This window comes from Mesorhizobium prunaredense (genome assembly GCF_900156895.1).
GTDB classification, from domain to species: Bacteria; Pseudomonadota; Alphaproteobacteria; order Rhizobiales; family Rhizobiaceae; genus Mesorhizobium; species Mesorhizobium prunaredense.
The window spans coordinates 67,538-85,655 of the sequence record NZ_FTPD01000005.1 but is presented as its reverse complement, the minus strand read 5'-3'; the positions used below and the strand labels follow the sequence as shown (position 1 = coordinate 85,655).

Sequence of the window (18,118 nt, the reverse complement as noted above, 5' to 3'; positions counted from 1 at the left end):
TCTCACACTTGGCCGGGTCGGGTAAAACCCATGCGCTCGACCCCCTCGTTGAATTCAGGCGAAGCGAGCGCGGCAAGGAAGGCCTGCACCGCGGGTCGCTCCTTGCGGGCAGAGACCAGCGCGAAATCATAATGCTCTTCCTTCAGCGCAATGAAACCGAGCCCGGCTGAGCGCGCCACCGGCGCAATGGTGACGCCCCAGTCCGCTCGGTTCTGTGCGACGGCCGCCGCGACGGCATTGTGCGAGCGGGGCTGGTTCCAATATCCGTCGGGACGCGCCGCACCAAGCAGTTGGTCGATCAGGATGCGCGTACCCGAGCCCTGGTTGCGGTTGACCATCATGCAATTGGGATCGGCGAGTGCGGCTCGCACCGCCTCCTCCGGGTCGGTCCCCTGGAAGCGAACGTCGCCCGGGCGGTAGACGATGCCCTGCATGCGTCGCCACCCCTGCACGAGTTCGAGGCCGTCGCTCAGGAACGGCGCATTGTAGCTTTGCGTCCTGGTGTCGAAGAGGTGAATGGGCGCGATATCGCACTCGCCCCGCTTGGCCGCGGCCAGGCCGCCCAGGCTGCCGACCGCGATAGACCGCACGGTCAGGCCGGCGCGAAACAGAATACCCACGACAAGATCCAGGCCGGTGCAGTTGCTGCCGATCACCACGAGATCGGGAACACGCACGTGCGGTGTGAACAGCGTCACCGACGCCTCGCTTCCGGCAGGCATATTGTCGGCTAAAGCTTCGATGCTGATGAAGCCGTCCGCCTGGGCAAAGGACGTTATCGCCCCCGAGCCCTTGCCGGTGGGATAGGCGACCAGCCCCTGCTCACCCTCGACCAGCGATACCATCACGAACTCCGTGCGGCCGAGTTCGGACTGAATGCGCAACGGAACCTTTGCCGCGAGCTTCGCTTCGGTCCGAGGCGGCAGGCCCGCCATGCGGCGCAGCACAGGTACGATCATGTCGTGGAAAGTGAACATGGCCGAAGTCGGGAATCCCGGCAGCACGACGACCGGCTTGCCGTCGCAAACAGCGAGACAAAGCGGCTTTCCCGGCTTCAGCGCCACGCCATGGGCAACGATGCCGGGCGCGCCGAGACGGTTCACGATGCGGTGGCTGACATCACCCGCGCCCTTGGACGTCCCACCCGACAGTATCAGCACGTCATGCGCCGCTAGCGCCTCGCGCATGGCGGCTTCCAGCGTGGCTTCGTCATCCGGATAGGCGCCGAGAAAGCTCGCCTGGCCGCCATTTTCAGCTATCGCGGCGCTGACGATTGCGCCATTGGCGTCGTAAATGCCGGCGGGTCGCAGGGTGTCGCCCGGTTGGACAAGTTCGTCGCCGGTCGACAAAACCGCCACCCGCAGCTTGCGCGCCACCGTCACCAGCGCAACTCCGCAGGCGGCAAGCATGCCGATTTCACGCGAGCCGATCACCGTTCCGGCGCGCAGCAGAACCTCACCGCGGGCAATATCGGATCCGGCATGCGAGATGAACTGGCCGGGCGAGACTCCGCGCCTGACCTCGATGGCTTCGCCTTCGGCCGGTTGTGTGTGCTCCACCATGACGATGGCATCGGCGCCGCGCGGCACGGGCCCGCCCGTCGAGATCGAGGTGGCGGTGCCTGCGAGCACAGGGATTTGCGGGGCGACGCCGCAGGCGATCGTTTCGCGGTTGAGCAGGAGCCTGGCAGGAAGCGCCTCCGACGCGGTGGCGATGTCGGCGGCGCGCACGGCAAAACCATCGACGTTCGAACGGTCGAAGGGCGGCACGTCGATCGGAGCCGTGACATCACTGGCAAGCGCCAGCCCAAGCGCATCCGCCAGCATCAGTTCTTCGGTCGGGATCGTCCTGGGAAATAGCGCGGCCTCGAAACGGGCGAGCGCCTCGTCGCGCGACAGGACCGTCAGGAACTGCTCCTGGCCGGTATCTTGGCGGGTGGATCTGGTCATCACCGACTCATCTGGGAACGTCGAACACAAAGGCGCCGACAGCTGTTCCCGCGGCACAGCCCTCACTGCCGCCTGGAATGGCAAGCCATGCATCCGCCAGGCGGATCGCCTCCAGCGAAAAATCGCCGATCGCAAGCGGCCGCCATCTGTCTTGTTCCTGCTTCAGGAGGACGATCTCGGCCAGTCCGACCGTGGAGGAGATTTTTCGCTCCAGCGCCAGGACCATCTGTCGCCGGGCGCTCCTGCCCGACAGGCGATCGATAGCCGGCTGAACAAGCGCCAGAAAGGCTCCAAAGGCCTGATCGGGCGCGGCGGGCAGAGCAATGATCGGGACCGCGTCGAGCCGGCCGATCGCCGCGGTTCGGCCGGGCTGTAGCGCTATGTTGTGGGCAATAAGCGCCCCACGCGCAGCAAGCGCGTCGGCTGTAGCGTCGGCGCGCCCCGCACCAGTGCCTCCAATCAGGATGATCAAATCGCCGGCTGCCTTGCCAAGTGCCTGGGCGACGGATCTGGCGTCGCGCGTAACCGTTTCGATATCGAACACCGTCGCGCCAGAGGCTCTTGCGAGGTCGGCGATAAGATGGCCCGTGGAAGTATCGCTCGCCGGGGCGGCGACATCGATCAGGCGCACCTGCGGCGCCCGCACCGCAATTTCACCAATCCCGACACTCCGCACGGTCAGGAGGTCCGCGGCTGACAGCCTGTGCCCTGCAAGAATGAGCGGTCGGCCCGCCTCCATGTCCTCGCCAGCGCGTCGCACGCCCTGGCCCGGTGCTGCTTCCTCGAGTGCTTGGGGCATCGGGCCGCTGCAATCGATGAGATCGGCGTCGAGAACGCAATCGCATCCCGCCGGCATGGCGCCGCCTGCCTCTACCCAGACCGGAATTGCCATTAGCGGCAGCGGCGAATAGGCGGACGCACCGGCAAGATCGAGCGCGCGGCACGCCCAGCCGTCTGTCTTTGCCGTGTCGCGGATGGGCTGCGCGTGTGCCAGGGGCGGCATGGCGGCGCCGATCTTCCCAAGCGTCTGGTCAAGCGGCAAAAGAGTGGGCGCGACCGGCTCCACTCCGTCGAGGAGTGCGGCGAGAGCCGCTTCGAGACCGGTCAGCGCGCCGACGGAAGGCTGCATTCTCATCATGTCCGATGATGTGGCAGATGCAACCCGCTTTGCAACCGACTTCAGGAGCGCTTCTGCTCAGCGTTCGGGAAGAAGAGTTGCTGGCCGTCAATTTTGTACTCGCCGATCGCCTGCTGTCCTTCAGGCGAGATCAGCCAATCGACGAAACGTTGGCCGGGTTCGGCCTTGACGCTCGGATGCCTCGCGGGATTCACCAGCATGACGCCGTACTGGTTGAACAGCCTTTTGTCGCCTTCGACCGCGATCTCCAGTTCGCCGCGGTTCTTGAACGCCAGCCATGTGGCGCGATCGGAAAGCACATAGGCATCCATGGCGCTGGCTGTGTTGAGCGCAGCGCCCATGCCCTGACCTATCTCCTTGTACCAGGGCCCCCTCACCGCCGCGATGTCGACACCTGCCGCCTTCCAGAGTCCGAGTTCTGCAAAGTGGGTTCCGGATTTGTCGCCGCGGGAAACAAAAGCAGCTTTATTGCGCTGGATCGATGTAAAGGCGACTGCGATATCCGGCGAGCCCTTGATGCCGGCCGGATCGCTTCTGGGTCCGATCAGGACGAAATCATTGTACATCACATCGAAGCGTCTCACGCCAAAACCTTGCTCGACGAATTTCTCCTCCTGCGCCCTGGCATGGACGAAGACCACGTCCGCGTCTCCCCGGCGGCCGGCGTCGAGGGCCTGGCCGGTTCCCTGCGCGACCACCCTCACCTCGATACCGGACTTTGCGGTGAACAAAGGCAGTATGTGGTCGAAAAGGCCGGAATCCCGTGTCGATGTCGTCGAGGCCACGACGATCGACTGTTCCTGTGCGTTGGCCGATGCGCCGCTGGAGGCGAGGAAAGTCAAAATGACCGCAATTGCGGTAAACAGCCGACGGTTCAGCACTGGACGCTCCGTTTCCGCGATCAAAGAACAAGCTCCCCATGGATAAAGGCGGCAGCTTCTGCGGATGAGGGGCGATCGAAAAAATCACCGACGCTGGCGTGCTCGCACAGTCGGCCGCGAACGAGGAAGACGACATCTCCCGCAAGCCGGCGCACCTGGCCGAGATCGTGCGAAGCCATGACGATCTTGGTGCCCGATTGGGAGGCCATCAGAATGATCTCCTCGACATGGCGGGTTGCAGCGGGATCAAGGCTGGCGGTGGGCTCATCGAGCAGCAGGATCTCGGGTTCGCGCGCCAGTGCCCGGGCAAGCGCCACGCGCTGTTGCTCGCCGCCGGACAAGCGCCGCGCAGGTCGCGCCGCCAGGCCCAGAAGGCCCACACGATCGAGAAGCTCCTCGGTGCGTGCGGCGCGACGATGGCGCGGACAGCCAGCTTGCGCCAGTCCGTAGGCCACATTGGCGGCGACGGAGCGGCGCAGCATCACCGGTTTCTGGAGCAGCATTGCCCGGCGCCCGAGCCCGCGATCGGTGCGCCCACCCCAGCTCACAGTTCCTGCGGAAGGCGCAGCAAGTCCCATGCAAACCCGAAGCAGTGACGTCTTGCCCGCGCCATTGGGACCGAGCACGAGTGTCGGCGCACCGGGCGTAATCGCAAGGTCCAGGCGGTCCAGCATAGTCGTGGCGCCGGCGCTGAGCGAGACCCGGTCCAGAATGAGAGGAAGGTCGGTCAGCGCGGCCCGCATCATCAAGCCACCCGTTGCTCCGACCACAATCGAAGGCCCCAGGCAGCGGCATTGATGGCAAGAATGAGGCCGATCAGGATGGCGCCGAGACCCATCGCGAGCGGCAGGTCTCCCTTTGAGGTTTCGAGCGCGATCGTGGTGGTCATGGTTCGGGTAAAGCCCTCTATATTGCCGCCGACGATCATGACTGCGCCGACTTCGCCCGCCGCCCGCCCGAAGCCGGCGAGCAGTGCGGTGATCAGGCTGAAGCGGCTGTCCCACAAGAGCGTCGCCACCCTGCCTGTCGGGCCGACGCCCATCGCTGTCAGTTCGTCGCGATATTCGCGCCACAAATCCTCGATGGTCTGGCGCGTCAGAGCCGCGATGATCGGCACGACGAGAAGCGCCTGCGCGATGACCATGGCGGCCGGTGTGAACAGCAGGCCGAACTCGCCGAGCGGCCCTGATCGCGATAACAGCAGGTAAACGGTCAGGCCGACGACAACGGGCGGCAGGCCCATGAAGCCGTTAACGAGCACGACGAGCGTGGAACGTCCCGGAAAACGCGTCAGTGCCAGCAACGCCCCGAGCGGCAGTCCCACGACGGCCGCAACTGCGACGGCGGCCAGGGTGACGGTCAGCGAAAGACGCACTATCGAGATCAGCGTCGCGTCGCCGCTCGCGATAAGCTGCCATGCATCTAGGCCTTCTGACATTCCCTGCGCTGCGTCCTTTCCCTGCTATTTCTGCTGCATTTGCTCCGCATTCGTCAAACAATTGAACTTGCGCAGGAATATGCATAACATTGCAGGATGGACTTGCTGACGACTGTGGAAGCCGCAGACTATTTGCGCCTTGGCGAACGCAAGCTTTACGAATTGGTCGCCAAAAACCGCATCCCGTGCAGCAAAGTGACGGGCAAGTGGCTGTTTCCGCGCAACGAACTCGACCGGTGGGTTCTTTCGGGATTGGCGCATCCCGACGGAATGATTCCGCCCGAGCCGCCGCCCATAGTTGGCGGCAGCCAGGACGACCTGCTTGAATGGAGCCTTCGTCAGGCGGGCTCCGGCCTCGCCTCGCTGACCGAGGGGACGGCAGGCGGCGTTGCGCGTCTTTTGCGTGGCGAGGTTGCCGCCGCGGCGATCCATTTCCACAATGATGCAGCCGACCCCAATGTGGAGGCCGCGCGCGCCATGCCGCGGCTGCACGATGCGGTGCTGATCGGTTTCACGCGGCGCGAACAAGGGCTGCTGCTGCCGCCGGGCAACCCCCGATCACTCAACAGCCTAGCCGATGTCCTTGAAAGCGGCGCCAAAATAGCGATGCGCCAGGTTGGGGCCGGAGCCCAAATGTTGCTGGATGTCCTGGTCGCCCGCGCCGGCGCCAACCAGAGGCGGTTGAACCGGCTCGAGCCGCCATGCCTGACAGGGCCGGATCTCGCTGCCGCGATCCGGACCGGCAGGGCCGATTGCGGCATCGCCACACGCGCGGCCGCGCGCGCCGCCGGCCTCGAGTTCGTCTCATTGGCGTGGGAGAATTTCGATCTGCTGATGCGGCAGCGAACCTATTTCCAGCCTTCGATCCAGGCGCTGATCCGCCTCATGGCCCAGGACAGCTTCGCTCAGCGCGCCGCAGAACTCACCGGGTATGACACCGGCCCAGCCGGGCAGGTCCGGTTCTTCCATTGATGTGGGGGGGCGATGGGGCGCCGGGCGCACCGTCGCACCTATTCAGCCAAGGTCGATTTCGCCTTCGACGACGTGGTGCAGACCGGCGCGTTCAGCCGTAATCACGGCTCTCACGGTCAGGGGCCCCTGCCCTTTCAGTCCCGCATCGGCCACGGCCTTTTCGATCGCCTGCTGCGAGGTTACGCCGACCTGCTTCAGGAACTTGCGCATCGACACGTTGAACGGATCGGTTTCCATGTTTTGGGTCATAGGATTGCCTCTAATAGCTGTGACGGTGCGGCTGGGCGGATTGCGATCGCATGCTGCTGTCCGGCGAAGGCGCTGCCCGCCAGCGGAACACGGAACCGTATGATGCGCAATGCATAAGACGCTCGCAATAGCTTTGCTCGCTGCTGTTTTCCTCGCCGGCGCGACGGCACATGGTGTGGAGCTGCGCGGGCATGGCGGTGCAGTGCGGGCGATTTCCGTGGCGCCGGACGGAAAGACGGTGGCAACCGGCAGTTTTGACACCAAGGCAAATTGTCTGGTCGCTTGAGACCGGCGAAGCGCGCGACGTGCTGCTCTTTCATGAAGGTGAGCTAAGTGCCGTCGCCGCACTACCGAACGGGCGCTTTGCCAGCGCCGGTGCGGATGGTCGCATCGCGATCTGGAAAATCGGTCGAGGCGAGCCGGCCCAAATTCTGGAGGGTCACACCGGGCCTGTCGCCGACCTCGAACTGTCGCCCGACGGATCGATGCTGGCTTCGGCGTCCTGGGACACCACCGTCCGGCTCTGGCCGCTTGCCGGTGGGCTAGCGCGCGTCCTGGAAGGCCATCGTGCAAACGTCAATGCGCTCGCCTTCCTGGCCGACGCAACCCTCGTCAGCGCCGGCTAAGATGCGGATGCGGACTGTTGATCCGCGCTCGCCGCCGCGCCTGCAGCAGTTCGGATTGGTTTGAAACCTCCCCCTGAACACTAATCCGGAGCGGCCCTTCACCATTGCGGCTGTCTGATTCGACTTGCAAGTGGAGTCCGTTTCTTCCGACTCATCGCCCTGTGGCCAGGTTTGCTGTTCCCGCAAACCGGGCAAGCCTTCATCCGCCCAGCGCCGATACATGTTCCAGATCCTGCCGGCGCTGTTTGGCGCGTCGCTCGTAACTGGCCTGGTTCTTGGTCGCGATCAACGTGTGCGGGCTGCCGCGCCTTTCGGTGGCGAGGTCAAGATCGCACACGGCGTTTCGGACGCTCTCCTCGACGTGGGTCCGCCGGTTCTGGGCCGCCCTCAGGCGCCATTGCTGTTGATGAGGGTCAATCAGAAATGCGCCGAGTGCGCGACAGTCGTCGCATTTGCATTTGAGCGGATTGGTCCGCGACCAGTCCCGTGGGGCCTCCAGCGGCAGCGCGAGGCGACCGCGCAGATGGTCGAGAGCCGCCTCACGCAGCTGGCCGATGGCCGGCCATGCCCTGCTCTCTGCCCGCCTGGCGAAGGCCAGTGCCGCCGGGACGAGCACCGCGTCCGGGGTGTAGGTCCGGGGCCAGGCCAGCAGGTGCTCGATCGCGCGCGCCGCAAGCCCGGCGTCGATCTTGCTCGTCGCCGTCAGGAGATCGACGACGAAGCCAGGCCGTACGGACGCAGGTCGCGTCCAGGGGTCGAGCTTAGCACGCTTGGCCGGGTCACCCGGCAAGACGTCGATCAAAGCCGCGCCGATCTTCGCGGCGTCGCCAACGGACTCGGTCGGCGCCGCTACACAACGCAGCAGCAAATCGGCGCAGGCGTCGAGATGGGCCGCGGCATTGCGTCTGACGATCTCGACCAGCAAGTCCGTGGCCCGCGGTCGCGGAAGAAGCGCGGCGGCGCGCACGAGGGCGTCGTTATCGGACGCGGCGTAGTGGCCGTTGGCCGACAACTCCGCGACAAATTCGTCTATGCGCGCCGCGTTTCCCAGCCGAACCTGCAGGTCGAGCATCCGACCGGCATCGGTATCGTCCTCCCTGGGCCATGTCTCACGGGACCAGGAGCGCAGCATGTGTCCCGAAAGCTCATCGGCCTCCCCCCACAACTGTCGCTTGGTGGCGGTGTCGCTCGTCTCCCAGCGCTTCGCCAGGTCTTCGAGATACGGCAGCGTCGCCCCGAGGCCGGCCTGATTAAGCACCGCAAGCCGCCGCGCGCGCGGCCACAGCACCAGACCGGCGCGGCGATAGGTACGGTCGAAAGAGGCGCCCTCGTTGCCCGTCGCCTCGTGGAAATGCTGCTCGTCGGGCCTCAGATCTTCGAACGCATCGGGCGGACAGAGCTCCTCCTCATCGAATGGAAAGTCGTGAAACCCGACCTCGCCGCCGTTCGGACGCCGCCACGCTGACAGGGTCAGCGAGCGGTCGAAAACCTCCGCGACTTCGAATTCTTCATCGCCCTCGTCGTCTCGATCCCAGCGCCTGCGGCGATAATTGCCGGTGTGCGCGGCGCTGCCGCTCTCCTCGATCGATACCAGGACAAGATGGAGATCGCACTCCGCCGCCGTTGCCGCCTCGATCAGCACCGACGCCACGCCGGCATCGGCCCCCTTGAGGGCGTCGAACGACAGCTCCGCCGGCGTGTAGGCATGCTCGAGCGGCACGATCAACTTGTCGGGCTCGTCCTCCGCGCCGGCCCACCCGCGCAGCAGGTCCGCGACGCGCGCCTCGACCGCGCGATAGTCAGGCGCCCGCAGCGAGCGTCTCTTGCCGAGGAAGCCCAAATTATAGACGAGGATCAGGCGATGTCCGGTAATGACCGGGCGCACTTCATGCAAGCAGTCTGCATAGAAGGCGGCGAATCCAATTTCCGACGGATCTTCGGGGTGCAGATCGAACATCACCTCTCGACCCAGGTGCCGCACGACCAGCTCGCCGCCACGATGAGCCGAGGGCAGCACGATCACCAGGGTCGCGAACATGCCGGGCGTCTTTTCGGTGTCCCGGTGATTAAGGAAGAAGCTGCCGGCGTCATAAACGAGAAGCTTGTAGAAGTCCGCCTCGACCGGCTCTTCGACGCCAAGGCCGCGGGCCGCGTCGGTTACGAGTTCGGCCAGCGTCGTCCCCCAACGACGCCCGCCGACCTGGATCCTGCGCGGGTCGATCTGCCAGGTTCTGCGCACGTCGCGATCGAGCACCGTATCCTCGCCGCGTCCATGGGGTGCCGCCTCGGCTACGGCGACCAGTCGCTCAGCCTGCGCCGCCTGAAGCGGGAAGGCGATCCTGCCCACCCCCTCCACATCGATTGACGGCGTGAAGATTTCCCGCAGGCCACCGACGCAGAAGTCGCCGGGACGCTCGACCGAGCGCAGGCAATCAGGCAGGGCGGCGGCGATCGACGACATGAGTACTCCCGCAATCTGGAAAATGAACACAATGTATGGAAAACCTTACCTAGACCCGGCGCGTCGGCCTCTCAAGAAATTTTGCACAGCAAGCCACCCGATACTTGTCGTTGCGCTTTATCTGAGAAATGGCCAGCCTTCGCCGGCGACTAGGGCTCGAGCTAAAGCGGATCTGACAAGCCATTGCGCATCCCAACGTGCGGCACATGGCGATGCCTCCGCAGCGGATAAACGCCAGATGTGCGGTCGGGCTCCCCGGTTAGCCGCTTCCTTGGTAAAGGTTGATGATGTTCGATGTTGGTTCTGTAGCAAGCTGTCGGTTGTGGTGGTCGTTTCAAAAAATTGATTTGTGCGGCACACCCGCTGCCTAGATGTTACGGACTTCGCATGAAGGACCGATTACGAGGGGTAACCATGGTTCACACTGCACGCCTCCGCCACGATTCTCTGGCCGCCCCCTCCAGCAGAAACGTCCCTGCAAAATGGCTCGCCGCCGCGGCCTTCGCGGCGATCGGCTTGCTCGCGGCCCCGGCCGCACAGGCGCAGGAAGCGCCTCCCGCGCCCGTCGTCACGGTAGCCAAGCCGCTGGTGCGCGATATCGTCGAGGACGACGAGTTCGTCGGCCGTTTCGAAGCCGTCGACCAGGTTTCGCTGCGCTCCCGCGTCGGCGGCTATCTCGACCAGGTCCATTTCCAGGACGGTACGCTGGTCAGGCAGGGCGACCTCCTGTTCACTATCGACCAGCGGCCGTTCAAGGCGGCGCTGAACCAGGCGCAGGCGCAGGTCGACTCGGCCAAGACCCTGGTCGAATTCAGCAAGATGCAGTTCGAGCGCGCCGAGACCCTGTCGCGCGAAGGCAACATACCGGTTTCGACACTGGACGACCGCCGCCGCGAATATCTCGCCGCCCAAGCGCAACTGGACGGCGCGGAGGCGGCACTTGAAAACGCAAGTCTCGATCTCGAATTCACCGCGATCAAGGCACCGTTTTCCGGCCGGGTCGACCGCCGGCTCATCTCGCCGGGCAATCTGGTGCAGGCCGACCAGACCGTGCTGACCACCATCGTCTCGATCGACCCGATCGACTTCTATTTCGACATCGATGAGCGGTCCTACTTCGCTTATGCGCGCGACGCCCGCGAGCGCGGCGGCGTCATGCAGGAGGGCGCCGGCGGCCTCGATGTTGTCGTCCGTGTCGCCGACCGTGATGAAGCGACGTTCAAGGGCAAGCTCGACTTCGCCGAGAACCGTCTCGACGAAGCTACCGGCACGATGCGGGCCAGGGCGCGCTTCGACAACAAGGACGGCGTGCTGCAGCCGGGCATGTTCGGCCGCATTAACGTGCCCGGCTCGCTGCCGCATCCGGGCGTGCTTCTGCCTGACGAGGCGATCGGCGCCGACCAGAACCGCCGCATCGTCTTCGTTGTCGACGAGGCAGGCCTGATCTCGGCCAAGCCGGTCCGCACCGGCCCGCGCATCGACGGCTATCGCGTTATCCGCCAGGGCCTCACCGGCGAAGAGACCGTGGTAGTCAACGGGCTCGTGCGAGTGCGGCCGGGCGTCACCGTCAAGTCCGAGATGACCACGTTGCCCCCCAAGGTTGAAGCCGAAGGGCAGACGCAATGAACTTCGCCCATTTCTTCGTCAACCGCCCGATCTTCGCGGTGGTGCTGTCGATCGTGCTCGTGCTCGTCGGCGGCATCGCCTATACGCAGCTTCCGGTCGCGCAATATCCCGAAATCGCGCCTCCGACCATCGTGGTGCGCGCCTCCTATCCGGGCGCCGACGCCGAGACGGTCGCCGCGACCGTGGCGACGCCGATCGAACAGGAAATCAACGGCGTCGAGCACATGCTCTACATGTCGTCCTATTCCTCCGGCGAAGGCTCGATGTCGCTCACCATCACCTTCCGCCCCGGCACCGATCTCGACGCGGCGCAGGTGCTGGTCCAGAACCGCGTCTCGATCGCCGAAGCGCGCCTGCCGGAAGAGGTGCGCCGGCTCGGCATCACCACGGCGAAAAGTTCACCCGACCTAATGATGGTCATCCATATGCTGTCGCCCGACGACACCTACGATCAGCTCTACGTCTCGAATTATGCGCGTTCGCGCCTGCGCGACGTCCTGCTGAGACTGGACGGCGTCGGCGACGTGCAGATCTTCGGCGAGCGCGAATATTCGCTGCGCGTCTGGCTCGACCCGGAAAAGCTGTCCGCCTACGGCATGACCGCAGGCGACGTAGTCCAGGCGCTGCGCGACCAGAACGTCCAAGTGTCGGGCGGCTCGATCGGCGCGCCGCCGATTGGCGACGGCTCGGCCTTCCAGTATACGGTCACCACGCAAGGGCGCTTCGAAGACGCGCGCGACTTCCGCTACGTCATAGTCAAGTCGACCGAGGACGGCCGCTTGATCTCCCTGCAGGACGTGGCGCGCATAGAGCTCGGCGCCAGGGACTACGTCACCAATTCCTATCTCAACAACAAGGCGGCGGTGGCGCTCGGCATCTTCCAGCGGCCGGGCACCAATGCCTTGGCCTCGGCGGAAGAAATCCAGGCGACCATCGCGGAGCTTTCGGAGGATTTCCCGGAGGGGCTGGCCTACGAGATCATCTACAATCCGACCGAGTTCATCGCCGAATCTATCAACGAGGTCTATGTCACCATCGCCGAGGCGATCCTGCTGGTGGTGATCGTCATCGTCGTGTTCCTGCAGTCATGGCGCATGGCGATCGTGCCGATCGTGGCGATACCGGTCTCGCTGATCGGCACGCTTGCCGTGCTGCTCGCCTTCGGCTTCTCGCTCAACATGCTCACTCTGTTCGGGCTGGTGCTGGCGGTCGGCATCGTTGTCGACGACGCCATCGTGGTTGTGGAAAATATCGAGCGGAACATCCGGCTGGGGCTCGCTCCGCGCGCCGCTGCGCACAAGACCATGGATGAAGTGGGAAACGCGGTCCTCGCGATCTCGGTGGTGCTGATCTCCGTCTTCGTTCCGGCGGCTTTCATTCCCGGGATTTCCGGCCAGTTCTACCTGCAGTTCGCCATCACCATCGCGGTCTCCACCGCGATCTCCGCATTCAACTCGCTGACGCTTTCGCCGGCTCTCGCTGGCGTGCTTTTCAAGCCGCACATCGAGGAACATTCGAACTTCTTCCTGGCAAGGTTCGGCCGCGCTCTGGCGAACGGGTTCAACAACGGGTTCGACAGGATGGCGGACGGCTATGCGTGGCTGGTGCACAGACTGGTCGGCACGACTCTGGCGCTTGCCGCCATGCTGCTCGTCTTCGCAGGCCTGCTCTACGCGACCTATCACATGCTGCAGACGGTGCCGCGCGGCTTCATCCCGAACATGGACCAGGGTTATGCGATCGTCGTCGTGCAATTGCCGGAGGGCTCTTCGCTCGCCCGAACGGACGCAGTCATCCAGAAGGCGTCGGATATCATCCGCGAGACGCCGGGTGTCGCCAACGCCGTCGCCTTCGCAGGATTCAACGGCGCGACATTCACCAATGCCAGCAATTCCGGCGTGATCTTCGCGCCATTCAAGAGCTTCGAGGAACGGCTCGAGAGCGGCGATACGTCCGACAAGATCATCGGCACGCTGTTTGGCAGCCTGCAAAGCATCCAGGAGGCCTTCATCATCGCGCTGCCGCCGCCGCCAGTGCGGGGCATCGGCAACTCCGGCGGCTTCAAGATGATGCTCCAGGAGCGCAACAGCGCCGACATGCGGCCGATTCTGGCGCTGGCCAACGAAATCGCCGGCAAGGCCAACCAGACGCCCGGGTTGATGGGCGTCTTCACCACCTTCTCGGCCTCCAGCCCGCAATTCTTCCTGGCGATCGACCGCGACAAGGCGCGCATGCTGAACGTGCCGATCCCAAACATCTTCGAGACGCTGTCGATCAATCTAGGCACCGCCTATGTCAACGATTTCAATGCCTTCGGTCGCGTCTACCAGGTGCGCGCGCAAGCCGACCAGGCTTTCCGCATCGATCGCGACGACATATTGAAGCTGAAGGTGCGCTCGGCGGCCGGCGACCTGGTGCCGCTCGGCACACTGGTCGAGATCCGCGACGTCACCGGTCCCTCGCTCGTGCAACGCTACAACATGTATGTCTCCGTGCCGCTTCAGGGCAATGCAGCGCCGGGTGTCGCCACGGGCACGGCGCTCGACCTGATGGAGGGGATCGCAGCCGAATCGCTGCCGCAGGGCACTTCCTTCGAATGGACTGAACTCGCCTTCCAGGAGCGGCAGACCGGCAACACGGCGGTCTTCATCTTCGGCCTATCGGTTCTGTTCGTCTTTCTGGTGCTCGCCGCGCTATACGAAAGCTGGATTACGCCCTTTGCCATCGTGCTAATAGTCCCGCTCAGCGTGCTGGCCGCCCTCTTGGGCGTCGCCTTCCGCGGTCTCGACAACAACATACTCGTGCAGATCGGGCTGATCGTGCTCATCGGCCTGGCGGCGAAGAACGCGATCCTGATCGTCGAGTTCGCGCGCCAAGGTGAGGAGCGCGGCCTTGACGCCGTCGAGGCGGCTGTCGAGGCCTGCCGGCTGCGGCTGCGGCCGATCCTGATGACGGCATTCGCCTTCATCCTGGGCGTGGTGCCGCTAGTGATCGCCAGCGGGCCTGGCGCGGAAATGCGCCAATCGCTCGGCACGGCCGTGTTCTCCGGCATGCTGGGCGTGACGTTGTTCGGCCTCTTCCTGACGCCGGTCTTCTACGTTGCTCTGCGCAGGACATTCCGGCGCAGGCGGCCTGAAGCCGGCCCGACCCTGGCTTCCGAGAGCGGCGCAGCCGAGTAGACGCCGAGCCGATGAGGCGCCGGGTTCAGGCTGAAGCCGGACCGGCGGGTTCCTGGATCTCGCGGAGGGATGGATCGGCGATCCGTCCCTCGAGCGGATCGAGATGTTCCGGCGCGCCGTATCGCTCGCTTCGCATCGTCCACGCCCAAGCCGTCTGGATCGCTCAGAAAAGCGCATCGAGCCGATCGCCGCTGGGGTCGTCGGCCGACCGACGAACAGGAGCAAAATAGAGGATAGAAACAGGCACAAGATCGCTTCTCCTGCCCTTGGATCGTGGTCAGGCGACAACATTCAGTCTGAATACGGCGGATATAGCGGAGCTCAAGTGGCCCACTTTAGATAGACGTCGGCCATAAATTATTGATATTGAGCGACAATGGTGGTGCTGGCAGTCTCCAGCGAACCAGTCTCTGCCCGAAATCCCTGTTAAGGGCCGAAAAACAGCGAATTTCCGGTGATTCTGTGCGCCTGGGTCAATTCTGGTCTGAAATCCTGCGGCAGATTCAATGTTTTAGCGAGAGGTTCCCTACGCGGGCTAACAGGGAATGATCGCGGTCTAACAGGGAACGAAGAACCGGATAGCCGCGGCACTGCCCAAACTCATTCGACTGGAGACAGGTCAGATCATGACCACAGGGGGCACCCAGAGCTAACTACAGTTTTCGCAATTCAACGACTCCCGCGCATTCGCCACCTACGTGATAGAATTTTCCAGACCCTCTTTTGCCGTTTAGCCTTACATACAAGATATTCCTTTCATTTCGACCTTCGTGGACAAATCTAAGTATTATTGTCGAGGCGCCATCGCCCGCGACCTTTCCCTCCCAGGAAGGGGAGAGGATTTGACCTTCTGTAATCAAAATGTTTGATGTGAGCTCACGCCATCCGCACGACGGATTCGTGGCACGTCTCGTCAAAGCCCACATTCCATCGAATCCAGCAACTGCACTCTGGCAACGACCCTCTTGCGCCTCCATTCCGTCAGGACAGGAAAGTGGGCAGACTGTTTCTCGAACTCCCTTTAGCCCTTTGAGAAGATCCGGTGTAGGCTCGGCCGACGCGAGGTTAATCCCTCGGCGTCGCGCAAAATCTTGCAACGCCTTCTTGCTGGCAAGGCCCCACTTTCCATCGATTTGGCCGACAAGGCAGCCGACACGTGACAACTCTCTCTGGGTGGAAAGCGCCAGATGTCCAAAGCCCTCATCGTCACGTCTGGTCATAGCCTTGGCGTCATCTGACGACCTTGCTGCTGACCCCTCTTGCAAGCGACCTTTTTCCTCGTCCAGGGCTTCGATCTTTAACTTCGCAAGCGCTGCGAATGCACCATTTGGATATCGCTCGAGATATGCCTGAAAGAAATTCTTGTTCGCCGAGTCCTTGATGGTCTCCCAATAGGCGATCTCGACTGCAGTCTCGGTCTCGACAGGCGCACTCGTAGAAGGCGATTCCGGCTTCGGCACCTGAGCCACGCCCGGATTTAGGACCACCTCGCCCGTAAGCGAGGAGTTGTCCCAGGGAACCTGTTTTCCGTGCGTCGCTTCGAGCACATCTCGTCGCACATAGATGAGATCGCGGGTGACATCCTGTCCGGGCGTGCCAAGATGGCGGAGCAGCGCAGTCGTAAACGGCGAGTTTCTATCCGATCCATCGAATGCAACGTTGCCCGGTTGTGTCGCGAACGCGATGAGTGAACCTACTCCGCTGCCGAGCTTGGCTAGACCCCGACCTACCGACGCTGATCGGGTTCCCATTGACCGGGCAAGGTTCTCGGCGAAGGGGTTATCCCGACACGCATCGAGGAAGACAAGACTAACCTTAGAGTTGCGCTCCATAGCCGCAATTACTAGGTCCATTGGCAAGGTCTCAAATTCGAGATCGTCATATGACGCCAGGTGAGCATCGACAGGAACCATGTAATTGTTGCCGTCAACTTGCAGACCGTGACCCGAATAGTAAAACAACGCGATGTCGGCCGCATTTATCTTCTTGATGAAGTCGCGCACTGTTGTACGCATCGCCGCCAATTCCAGGTCCGAGCCGCTGACCACCTCGAAGCCCAAACTTTTCAATTTGAATGCCATATCCTTGGCATCATTCGTGGAATTGGGAAGTCTCCGCACGTTCTGATACGTCGAGTTGCCGAACACCAGCGCGATGCGTCTGTCTGCAAGCGCTTCAGCGGAGAAGACTGTAAAAAACAGCATGAGGAAAAGATAAACGCTACGCATGGCAGGAGCGGTTCTCCCAGGCGAAAGTCTCAGCTGACAGCATAACGCAAAATAAGCACAGCTAATAGGAACCAGTCGGGCACGGCCAATGCTTGAGCCGCCCGCCAGACTTTCCTCGGATGGGCGCGCAACTGCGGCATTTCGAGTTGACTACAGAGTCAGTTCGAGCATTCGTTAGCGCTATGAGGCATAGTTCATTTGGCCCGGAAGCCATAACCGTTCATGCAATGGCGGCACCGTTCGCCCTGCTTGTGGAGCACGAATGAGGCGGCTCCATAAATGGGAACAGCTCGCCCTGCAGGGAGACTTTTCGGCCATACCGACACCCTTCACCTTCGATCAATCGGACCGCTTCGGGCATTTCTTGAACGGATACGAGGCTGCCGGAGGAATGGACCAACTGGCCCACCTTTCCCTCGCCATGTCGGGGCAGGCCCGCAAGAACCAGCCAACCGAACTCACCGCCCACAGGCTGTCGCGCCTCTCGGGCCTTCCGCTCGCGTGGATCGATCAGGCTGCCCTCCTCGGATTCTGATTCCGACCATCAGCCGAGCATCGCTTTTCCAAACAGTTGGCTACGGAATTGAGCCCGCAGAGACGAAGGCCCCAATTTGGGGCATTCTGGGCCGAGAAAGCGGCCTCTCCGCCAAGCGTTGCCGCGAACGCGTCGCTAGCCCACGGAAATGTCGACACTATTCTGAGACGGTCGAAAAATCGCCAAAACTGGCGGACTGATTGGTGGGTATCGCAGTCTGAAGCGAACTGGTCTCTCGCCGAGCTTCCCTGATAATGGCAAAAAAAGGGAATTTTCGCGCAAACCGTCGATATTGGCAGTCCCCACCCCATTATTGTTACGCAATTTCAGTTGTTTAGGGCAGAAATTCCCTTATGCCTTTATCAGGGAATTCATTTGGACGAGCAGGGAAACATTCCCGCATCGCAGTAATTGGATCAGGCGGGCAATGGCGAGTATCTGCCCTTGGTCGGTGACTTTATGAGCTTCAACGAAATCATCGAAACGTTGAATCGACAGGGACATGAATTCTCATTCAAGCAAGTCCCCAAGGACGTCTTCGCTACGCTCTTTCCCGGGGCCGCCGAGGTGGCAGAGACATTTAGCTACTTCGAAGCTCATACGTACCTGGGTTCGAATTCGTCCGACGAAATTGCGCTCGCAACAAAATAGCAGGCAGGCAAGCGAGCAGGTTCGCGACGTGGGCTCAAGTGAATTTCCCGGCCCAAAAGACGGACGCCGAGAGCGGCGTGGCGGCCTGATCGTGGCCCTTGCTGGGAGCCAGAGATGGCCCAGCGGTCAGTCCCGCGCCTCAGCCGTTCGGCGGCTCTCATGTGTGGTATCATTCGGCAGGGCGT

Annotated in this window: 15 protein-coding genes; 6 read left to right on the top strand and 9 right to left on the bottom strand. The window is 62.9% G+C overall.

What is annotated here, in order from left to right:
- Nucleotides 1–2: 2 nt before the first annotated feature.
- The 5 genes from BQ8794_RS04475 to BQ8794_RS04455 are packed head-to-tail and all read right to left on the bottom strand — an operon-like array spanning nucleotide 3 to nucleotide 5,406.
- The gene (locus tag BQ8794_RS04475; protein ID WP_077373673.1) at nucleotides 3–1,949 is read right to left on the bottom strand and encodes a molybdopterin biosynthesis protein; all 1,947 of its coding nucleotides are present in this window, start codon (nucleotides 1,947–1,949) and stop codon (nucleotides 3–5) included.
- 7 nt (nucleotides 1,950–1,956) lie between these two features.
- On the bottom strand, nucleotides 1,957–3,087 hold the full coding sequence (locus tag BQ8794_RS04470) for a molybdopterin-binding protein (RefSeq protein WP_077373670.1): 1,131 nt from the start codon (nucleotides 3,085–3,087) through the stop codon (nucleotides 1,957–1,959).
- A gap of 41 nt (nucleotides 3,088–3,128) precedes the next feature.
- Nucleotides 3,129–3,953, bottom strand: coding sequence for an ABC transporter substrate-binding protein (locus BQ8794_RS04465; RefSeq protein ID WP_425293521.1), 825 nt, complete (start codon nucleotides 3,951–3,953; stop codon nucleotides 3,129–3,131).
- 35 nt (nucleotides 3,954–3,988) lie between these two features.
- Nucleotides 3,989–4,711 carry an ATP-binding cassette domain-containing protein gene (locus tag BQ8794_RS04460; RefSeq protein WP_077374256.1) on the bottom strand — a complete coding sequence of 241 codons (723 nt, stop codon included), beginning with the start codon at nucleotides 4,709–4,711 and terminating at the stop codon, nucleotides 3,989–3,991.
- 2 nt (nucleotides 4,712–4,713) lie between these two features.
- Nucleotides 4,714–5,406: an ABC transporter permease gene (locus BQ8794_RS04455; protein ID WP_077373667.1), complete on the bottom strand. Its 693-nt coding sequence runs from the start codon at nucleotides 5,404–5,406 to the stop codon at nucleotides 4,714–4,716.
- Nucleotides 5,407–5,502: 96 nt separating this feature from the next.
- Between BQ8794_RS04455 and BQ8794_RS04450 the strand changes: the two genes are divergently transcribed.
- A complete protein-coding gene (locus BQ8794_RS04450; RefSeq protein WP_077373664.1) occupies nucleotides 5,503–6,378 on the top strand; it encodes a helix-turn-helix transcriptional regulator in 876 nt (291 codons plus the stop codon).
- Between the two features lie 42 nt (nucleotides 6,379–6,420).
- Here BQ8794_RS04450 and BQ8794_RS04445 read toward each other — a convergent pair whose 3' ends face one another.
- Nucleotides 6,421–6,627 (bottom strand): DUF6494 family protein, encoded by a 207-nt coding sequence (locus BQ8794_RS04445; protein ID WP_077373661.1) that lies wholly within the window; start codon nucleotides 6,625–6,627, stop codon nucleotides 6,421–6,423.
- 109 nt (nucleotides 6,628–6,736) lie between these two features.
- Between BQ8794_RS04445 and BQ8794_RS36235 the strand changes: the two genes are divergently transcribed.
- Together BQ8794_RS36235 and BQ8794_RS36230 are read left to right on the top strand one after the other, a co-directional pair.
- The gene (locus BQ8794_RS36235; RefSeq protein WP_244554855.1) at nucleotides 6,737–6,913 is read left to right on the top strand and encodes a WD40 repeat domain-containing protein; all 177 of its coding nucleotides are present in this window, start codon (nucleotides 6,737–6,739) and stop codon (nucleotides 6,911–6,913) included.
- Between the two features lie 19 nt (nucleotides 6,914–6,932).
- Nucleotides 6,933–7,253 (top strand): WD40 repeat domain-containing protein, encoded by a 321-nt coding sequence (locus BQ8794_RS36230; RefSeq protein WP_244554854.1) that lies wholly within the window; start codon nucleotides 6,933–6,935, stop codon nucleotides 7,251–7,253.
- A gap of 199 nt (nucleotides 7,254–7,452) precedes the next feature.
- On the opposite strand, the gene BQ8794_RS04435 is transcribed toward BQ8794_RS36230, so the two are convergent.
- Nucleotides 7,453–9,714 carry a 2OG-Fe(II) oxygenase gene (locus tag BQ8794_RS04435; protein ID WP_077373659.1) on the bottom strand — a complete coding sequence of 754 codons (2,262 nt, stop codon included), beginning with the start codon at nucleotides 9,712–9,714 and terminating at the stop codon, nucleotides 7,453–7,455.
- 516 nt (nucleotides 9,715–10,230) lie between these two features.
- On the opposite strand from BQ8794_RS04435, the gene BQ8794_RS04430 reads away from it, so the two are divergent.
- Complete coding sequence (locus BQ8794_RS04430; RefSeq protein WP_244554853.1) at nucleotides 10,231–11,340, top strand: efflux RND transporter periplasmic adaptor subunit; 1,110 nt, start codon at nucleotides 10,231–10,233, stop codon at nucleotides 11,338–11,340.
- A complete protein-coding gene (locus BQ8794_RS04425; protein ID WP_077373656.1) occupies nucleotides 11,337–14,519 on the top strand; it encodes an efflux RND transporter permease subunit in 3,183 nt (1,060 codons plus the stop codon). The genes BQ8794_RS04430 and BQ8794_RS04425 overlap by 4 nt, the downstream gene beginning before the upstream one ends.
- Before the next feature lie 653 nt (nucleotides 14,520–15,172).
- On the opposite strand, the gene BQ8794_RS04420 is transcribed toward BQ8794_RS04425, so the two are convergent.
- Complete coding sequence (locus BQ8794_RS04420) at nucleotides 15,173–16,747, bottom strand: caspase family protein (protein ID WP_077373653.1); 1,575 nt, start codon at nucleotides 16,745–16,747, stop codon at nucleotides 15,173–15,175.
- Between the two features lie 262 nt (nucleotides 16,748–17,009).
- Between BQ8794_RS04420 and BQ8794_RS04415 the strand changes: the two genes are divergently transcribed.
- Nucleotides 17,010–17,282, top strand: a complete 273-nt coding sequence (locus BQ8794_RS04415; protein ID WP_077373650.1) for a hypothetical protein — start codon at nucleotides 17,010–17,012, stop codon at nucleotides 17,280–17,282.
- Between the two features lie 351 nt (nucleotides 17,283–17,633).
- Here the strand turns inward: BQ8794_RS04415 and BQ8794_RS35485 are convergent, their stop codons facing one another.
- Complete coding sequence (locus BQ8794_RS35485; protein ID WP_167378629.1) at nucleotides 17,634–17,786, bottom strand: hypothetical protein; 153 nt, start codon at nucleotides 17,784–17,786, stop codon at nucleotides 17,634–17,636.
- Nucleotides 17,787–18,118 lie beyond the last annotated feature (332 nt).

Excerpts from the sequence above, each read along its gene's own strand:
- BQ8794_RS04475 (WP_077373673.1), bottom strand. The coding sequence starts at position 1,949 with ATGACCAGATCCACCCGCCAAGATACCGGCCAGGAGCAGTTCCTGACG.
- BQ8794_RS04470 (WP_077373670.1), bottom strand. The coding sequence starts at position 3,087 with ATGATGAGAATGCAGCCTTCCGTCGGCGCGCTGACCGGTCTCGAAGCG.
- BQ8794_RS04460 (WP_077374256.1), bottom strand. The coding sequence starts at position 4,711 with ATGCGGGCCGCGCTGACCGACCTTCCTCTCATTCTGGACCGGGTCTCG.
- BQ8794_RS04455 (WP_077373667.1), bottom strand. The coding sequence starts at position 5,406 with ATGTCAGAAGGCCTAGATGCATGGCAGCTTATCGCGAGCGGCGACGCG.
- BQ8794_RS04450 (WP_077373664.1), top strand. The coding sequence starts at position 5,503 with ATGGACTTGCTGACGACTGTGGAAGCCGCAGACTATTTGCGCCTTGGC.
- BQ8794_RS04445 (WP_077373661.1), bottom strand. The coding sequence starts at position 6,627 with ATGACCCAAAACATGGAAACCGATCCGTTCAACGTGTCGATGCGCAAG.
- BQ8794_RS36235 (WP_244554855.1), top strand. The coding sequence starts at position 6,737 with ATGCATAAGACGCTCGCAATAGCTTTGCTCGCTGCTGTTTTCCTCGCC.
- BQ8794_RS04435 (WP_077373659.1), bottom strand. The coding sequence starts at position 9,714 with ATGTCGTCGATCGCCGCCGCCCTGCCTGATTGCCTGCGCTCGGTCGAG.
- BQ8794_RS04425 (WP_077373656.1), top strand. The coding sequence starts at position 11,337 with ATGAACTTCGCCCATTTCTTCGTCAACCGCCCGATCTTCGCGGTGGTG.
- BQ8794_RS04420 (WP_077373653.1), bottom strand. The coding sequence starts at position 16,747 with ATGCGTAGCGTTTATCTTTTCCTCATGCTGTTTTTTACAGTCTTCTCC.
- BQ8794_RS04415 (WP_077373650.1), top strand. The coding sequence starts at position 17,010 with ATGAGGCGGCTCCATAAATGGGAACAGCTCGCCCTGCAGGGAGACTTT.
- BQ8794_RS35485 (WP_167378629.1), bottom strand. The coding sequence starts at position 17,786 with ATGTCCCTGTCGATTCAACGTTTCGATGATTTCGTTGAAGCTCATAAA.